This is a genomic window from Armatimonadota bacterium, from assembly GCA_020354555.1.
Taxonomy (GTDB): Bacteria; Armatimonadota; Hebobacteria.
In genome coordinates, this window is the sequence record CP070648.1 from 1,958,228 (window position 1) to 1,964,899 (window position 6,672).

The 6,672-nt window shown below is 65.4% G+C and carries 4 protein-coding genes and 1 other RNA gene; 4 read left to right on the forward strand and 1 reads right to left on the reverse strand.

Annotation, left to right across the window (positions count from 1 at the left end; genetic code table 11):
- Nucleotides 1–2,379, forward strand: a 2,379-nt coding sequence (locus JSV65_08000) for a beta-galactosidase trimerization domain-containing protein (protein ID UCH36285.1), incomplete at its 5' end; no start/stop codon positions are given.
- Nucleotides 2,380–2,520: 141 nt separating this feature from the next.
- On the opposite strand, the gene JSV65_08005 is transcribed toward JSV65_08000, so the two are convergent.
- Nucleotides 2,521–4,101: a prolyl oligopeptidase family serine peptidase gene (locus JSV65_08005; protein ID UCH36286.1), complete on the reverse strand. Its 1,581-nt coding sequence runs from the start codon at nt 4,099–4,101 to the stop codon at nt 2,521–2,523.
- Nucleotides 4,102–4,353: 252 nt separating this feature from the next.
- Between JSV65_08005 and JSV65_08010 the strand changes: the two genes are divergently transcribed.
- The 3 genes from JSV65_08010 to JSV65_08020 form a co-directional block, all read left to right on the forward strand.
- Nucleotides 4,354–5,475, forward strand: coding sequence for a hypothetical protein (locus JSV65_08010; protein ID UCH36287.1), 1,122 nt, complete (start codon nt 4,354–4,356; stop codon nt 5,473–5,475).
- 282 nt (nt 5,476–5,757) lie between these two features.
- Nucleotides 5,758–6,186: RNase P RNA component class A (gene rnpB, locus JSV65_08015), an RNA gene on the forward strand.
- 169 nt (nt 6,187–6,355) lie between these two features.
- The coding region (locus JSV65_08020) for a site-specific integrase (GenBank protein UCH36288.1) at nt 6,356–6,672 on the forward strand (317 nt) is incomplete at its 3' end.

The window sequence follows — 6,672 nt, forward strand, 5'->3', positions numbered from 1 at the left end:
AAGCTGCTTGGCTCGGACGGCCGGCTGCTGCACGAAGCTCGGCAGGCGTTCTACATCCGCCAGCCCGGCCCGCCCCGCGATGAGTTGAGCGTCCTCGTTTTTGGTCCCGACGGGCGGTATCCCTCCAGGCGCATCGCCATGAACCGCTTCGTCGAAATGGGAATGAACGCGGGGCTCAACGCCCACGGCCTGGCGCCGGCCAACGTGCATCCCGTGAAGTACGATTTCCGGCTCGTCGTCCGCGCGGATGAGCAGGGCCACGTGAGCCCCGACATCACCTCGCCGTCCTACATCCAATACGTCCAGGGTCAAATGAAGAAGACCGCCCTCGAAGTCGCCCCGTTCTCGCCGCTGCTCTACTACCTCGGCGATGATGTGCGCTACCTCAGCTACGGCGAAGACGGCGGATGGAACCCTGAGATGCGCGTCTCTCTGGCGGAATGGGCGAAGCAGACCTACGGCGATCTCGGTCAGATCAACCAAGCCTGGGAGACGACATACGAAACCTTCGATGAGATCGAGCCGGTCACATTCGCCGACGCGCTGGCGGGAGTGCGTGACGCCGATAGGCCGCGTTACGGGCCGCTGTGCCATTGGGTGGATCACCAGCTCCACACCGACCGGATGTTTACGCGCTTCCACCGCCTGCTGGGGGATGCGATCAACGAGGTGGACCCGGACACGCCGTCCAACATCGGCAGCTTCGTCGTCGGGTGGACGCCGCCGGGCAGCGGCTTCGACTTCTGGCAGTTGAGCGAGGGCCGGCAGCTCGGATTCCAGTACCCGAACCCGTGGGTGCACGAGATCTTCCGCAGCGCGTTGGCACCGGGCGCGCTGCAAGGGACCTGGTACGGGGGCTACGGGCTGTACAACTACCCGCCCGCCTATCTCGACCAGGACTTCCTGCCGTGGTGGAGCGTCTTCCACGGACTCAACGTGCACGGGCTCTATTTCGGCGGTATCTCCGCGAGGTGGTTCGACGAGCGGCTGCTCGGTCCGGATCTGTCATTCATGCCCGGCGTCGCCAAGATCGTCGCGCAGCACGATGAACTGAGAAGCGGGCTGGCCAAGCTCCTGTTTAATGCCCGCAAGGTTAACGACGGCGTGGCGATCGTGTACTCGCCGGACAGCATCCACGCCTCCGCCGTGTTCGACCGGGGTTTGCCCAAGGCGCCGGAGTGGGACGCCCAGGACACCGGTTCCGATCTGTACATCTACATGCAGTGCTGGGAAGGGCTGATGTATCTGCTCGGCGACCTCGGGCTGTCCTTTGATGTCGTGCCGTCGTCGCACCTCGGCGACGGGCAGTTTCTGGAGCGCGGTTTCCGCGTGCTGGTGATGCCGCTGAATCTGCGCGTGACTGCCGCCGAAGTGGAGACGATACGGCAGTTCATCAGCGACGGCGGGGTGCTAATCGCGGACGCGTTTCCGGGGATGTTTGACGGACGCTGCCGCGCAGACCACTCGGGCGTGCTCGCCGACGTCTTCGGAGTCAAATTCGCAGGTGGGATTCCGGGCGCGAGCGTACGGCGTGAAGCGGCGGTCGCCGCGTTCGGCGCGGGATTGCCTGTGGTCGTCGCCGATGCGGGCATTACGTTAGCCGGCGCGGAGGCAAGAGGCGAAACCGAAAGCGACACGCCGATCTTCCTGGTTCACCGATACGGCAAGGGCACCGCGATCGTGCTCAACGTCCTCGCCCGCGACTATCAGATCTGGCGCACCGCGGCGACGGAGATGCCCTTTCGCCAGGCCGTGGGGGGACTGCTCGCCGACGCCGGCATCGAGCCGTATCCCGAGGTCAAATGCGTTGTCGGCGCGGGCGGAAGCGCGGAGCATCCCCTGCAGGCGACAGAGGTCCATCGCTACGAAATCGGCGGGGCGCGGTACGTCGGGCTTTTGCGGCATCACAAGCTGCGCCCGGACGAGGTCATCTACATGGCCGACCTGCGCCCGAAGGCGGTATCGGTTACCTTCGACCGGCCGTGGCATATCTATGAGATGCGCAGCGGGATGTACCGCGGCTACACGGACGCGATCGAGGACATGATCTACCCGGCGGTGGCAGAGCTGTATGCGCTGCTGCCTTACGAAGTACGCGACCTCGAGATGCAGGCGGAGTGGGAATCCGGAGCCGTCGTTGTCAGCGCTGAGGTTATTTTCGGTGACGCAGAAGTCGCACGCGTACCGCACGTGTTCCACATCGTACTGACTGACCCCGAGGGCCGTCAGCGCCCCGAGCTGAGCCGCAACATCGTCGCGGAGAATGGTCGCTGCCGCGAGCGCATCTTCGTGGGGTACAACGCGATACCTGAGGGCTGGCGCATCACCGTGCGCGACGCCGCCAGCGGCATGAGGCGAGAGGCCTCTCTCGGATCCTAGCCCAGGCTGTCCATCAGGTCAGACCTTGCGCATGGTCGTACCCGGACCGCGTTGGCGACGGACACGACGGCGACGGCAGCCAGGCAGTGAGGCCATCCCCCGCCGCAGCTTTGCCGGCCTACCAAGCGCCCGGCCCACGGCTCATTCCGCCAGCGACCGAGGCAGGCACGCCGCGTATGCTCTGTGCGCCCGCGTGCGCGCCAGTCGTCGGGATAGCGCGGCAGATCGCGCCTTGTCGCCGCAGCGGTGATGCAGCACTGCCTCGTGGAAGATCAGCCCGCCCTCGACGTCGTCTTCGAAGCGCGCAACAACATTGCCTCTGCGCGCGTCCAGCGCGCGAAGCTCGGCAGGCAACCGCGAATACAGCCGCGCCAGACGCGCGCTATGGCGCTCGCTCATCTCGCAATACGCGCGGAGCCCGAGCACGACATCGAGCTTCTCCCGGCCAGGCCGGTTGCGCCGGTTCATCGGAGTGGGCTTCTGCTGTCCGTCTCCGTAGTCTATCACCCCCTCGAAGTTCTCGCCGAGGTATCTCCGCATCAGAGCGGTCAGCTTCGCGCTCGTAAGCTGATTCTCCAGAATCGGCTCTGCGCGACACACCCAGTGCCGGATGAACTCCAGGCTCGAGCATCCGAAGGTTCGCTTGAAGTGTCCGATCCGCGGGTGCGGCGCGCCCTCATCGAGGATGATGATGGAGCACTTTCCCTTCCTGGAGAACGGCAGCGACACCGTGTACGTGACTGGTTGCTGCTCTGCTCCGACCGGCCACGCGGGCGGCAGGTCTTCGGGAATGGCCACGCGGAAGACGCGCGTGGTGCGGCGATCGGCCGCATCCAGCAGCGTCAGCCGAGCACTCGAGTCCCTGAGCACCGCGCGCATGCCGGTCGTGAATCCCTTCGGGAAGGACGCGGGAAGGCGATGGGCGAAGCCGCGCCCCGCTTGGTTGACCGGCACGAGGATGTCGGCGGTGCTGAAAGGCACTTGCGCAGGACACGTGACGAGATCCAGCACACCGACCGGCGAATTGGCAATCCAGTTCGCCCCGGCCTTGTCCAGATGGCCGAGCGGGCGACCCATGTCCACCAGGGCTTCCGCAACCATGCAAAACACCGGCGCCAGCGAAGCATCACCGCCGTCGGCGTCCTTGCGGCCACACCGCGCAATCCGGGCGTTTCTCTGGCAGTAGGCGACATTGTACCCCGCGTTGACAACGGGGACCAGGGCGACCGTGCACGCGACGGGGAAGGCTTCGCTCGCTACCATCAACGCGACGTACCCGCCTGCGCTTCCCCCAGACAGGACGATGCGCCGGCTGTCCACAAACGGCATCGCGCGCACCGCCTGGACGAGCGCGATGTTGAAGTTGATGCTGTCGCAGAACGGGTTGAGGCCTTCAGCGGCGGAGATTGCGGCCCACCCCTCGCGCAGGTAACCGGCCATGCCGTCCAGGTTTGTCTCGTAGTGCAGGTGAATGACCGCAGGTAACGGCGCTGGGGCACGGGACGGGACGAACAGCCGCGCGGTTCCGGCGGCGAACTGACCCTCGATATTGAGGTACGGCACCCGTATGTCGTAGCACTGGACGCGAATCCCTTGCCCCCGTCGCTCGCCCGGCAGCCGCGCTGTCCTCTCTGCTACTACTTGAAAGGGGCGGTCTATCCGCGCTGGGGAGAGACGGCCCTTCAAGCCGTTGAGCCATTCCCTCCAGCGCCTTCCTGACACGCTTGTGCTTATGCCGATCATGTCTCCGCAATGCCGCAGTCCCCTGGTCGGTGCGCCGCGGCGCGTGCGACGTTCTTCGGCGCTTCGCTGCCGCGTCCCTGCGACTGTGCGGCGCCCGGTCTGGGCAGACATCCCGATCGCGCACTGGGATTGCGTGCCGCCCGCGCGGGAAGACGACCGAGCGCCGCCGCTCCTGATGTGGTAGAATCCACACCAGCCGCATCGCCGCAGAGCCGAAGGAGTGCACACACCGTGAACCCGCGCGACCGCTTGCTTGCTGCGCTGAGAGGCCAAAAGCCCGACCGAGTGCCGCTCTTGCTGGAGGGCTGCCAGTTCGCCGGCCGCGCCGACGTTGATGCTCTGTCGGACCCTGCCCTCGCCGAAATCGCGCGGCGCATCTTCGAGCACACCACGTATTTCGCCTCCTGTCCCTCCCACGTCAATCGCTACCTGGTGACTCCGCCGCAGCGAATTGTGGAAGTGCATCGCGAGGAGAAGGAAGGTAGCGTCAGGGCCGTCTCGGAGATCGATACGCCCAGGGGCACACTGACGGCGGTAACCGGGCGCAACGCCACGACCAATACCGTCTGGACCATCAAGTATCCCGTGGAATCACTGGAGGATATCGAGAGAATCCGATCCGTGCCGTGGGAGCTTCCCTCCGGGCTCGCCGCGCCGGATCTGTCGCAATTGCCCCCGGACTTCGCGGAGCGCGGCGTGATACACAGCGGCGTCTCGTCGCCGTTCGTTTGCGTCGCGGGGATGATGCCGTATCAGTACTTCCTGGAGCTCTGCGCGACGGAACCCGCGCTCATGCGGGAACTCGCGAGCATATGCCACGAGCGAATCGCCGCCGTGCTCGACGCCCTGCTGGCCGACAGAACCGTTGAGTACGTGTGGATGGGCGGATGCGAATGGCTGACACCGCCGATGGGATCTCCGCGCCTCTACGAAGAATTGGTTCAGCCGTTCGAAGCGGATCTCATCTCACGCATGCACGCGGCGGGAGCGCTGTGCCACATTCACTGTCACGGCAATGTGCGCTCGACCCTGGAGATGGTGATCGAGCGCGGCGCGGATTTCTTCGAGCCGGTCGAGCCCCCTCCCGACGGCGACAACGCCTTAGCCGAGGCCAAGGCAATCGCCGCCGGGAGGTTCACGTTGGGCGGCAACATCGAGGCCCGAGTGCTCCAATACGAAAGCGTTGAGGCCGTGGAGGCGGCGACGAGAGCAGCGTTCGAGGGCGGCAAGGCGCGCATGGTGCTGCAGACCTCTGCCGGGCCGATCGGCAGCATCAGCCCCACGCTGCTCACCAACTACCATCGCATGATAGACGTCTGGGAGGAATGCGCGGCACTGGGTGATCAAGTATAGGGTGAGTTGGCCGCGCGTCGGCGCCGTCTCTGCGCAATTCGCTCCGGGAGCGTCCGTAGGCGGCCGTCGGCGGCCAGCCCACTCTGTGTGCTCCGTGGTTTCTAGGTGCTGCGGCGTGTGTCGCGCATCGCATTGACCCCGCACACCGGAAAAGGTAGTATTACAGAGGCTCGGGCATTACCGGCACGCCGGTGATGCCTGCGGACTCTCCTGGGCGGGATTCGCGCGGGAGAGATGGTCGCTTGCATCGCTGCCCGATGCAGAGACCTCGATAAGATGTGAGGAGCGGGCTGGACGGCCGCCCTGGGGCTACGCCCCGGGGAGGAAAGTCCGGACTCCACAGGGCAGGGCGCTGGGTAACGCCCAGGAGGGGTGACCCTACGGAAAGTGCCACAGAAAACACACAGCCCGCCGTCGTACGCATAGGGGCACGGCATGCTGTGCCCTGCTAGCGAAGGCGGGCAACGGTGAAAAGGTGTCCCGATTCGTCGGGATCCCGGTCCGCCTCAGGCGGCGCCGGGACGGTAAGAGCGCACCGCCGCGGTGGTGACATCGCGGGCATGGCAAACCCCGCCCGGAGCAAGGCCAAATAGGAGGCGCATGCGGTGGCCCGCCGCTGCCTCGGGTTGGCCGCTACGAGGAGTCGGGTAACCGGCTCCCTAGAGGAATGGCCGTCCGCGACAGAATCCGGCTTATAGGCCCGCTCCTCAGGCCTTATTTGGGCGCTTTTTGAGCTCATAATTCTTGAGGCCCTGGAGATAGTGTCCTTGCCACGGTCTTATGGGACACTTCTCCGCGGCGAAAAAGGCGCCAAATCGGCGGGCCCGAACAGGCCCTCTCCCCCAGTTGGGCGGCACACCGAATTAGGGAGTGTGCTGCCATGGACATCACCCGACTGCACGAGGAATTCCTGCGCTACGTCGAGGTCGAGCGGGGCTGTAGCCTGCTGACGGTCGAGGCTTACCGCGCCGACTTCCGCCGCTTCCTGTGCTTCCTCGCCGAGGACAAGCGGGAGCCTGCCCTAAGCGCCATTGACCGACAGACGATCCGCGCCTACGTCGCGTGGCAGCGAGAGTTAGGCAACAGGAACAGCAGCATCGGCCGTCGGCTCAACTCGCTGCGCTCGTTTTGGAAGTACCTACGGGATAGCGAGTATACCGAGCGCGATCCCTTCCTCAAGGTGCCCGTTCCCAAATC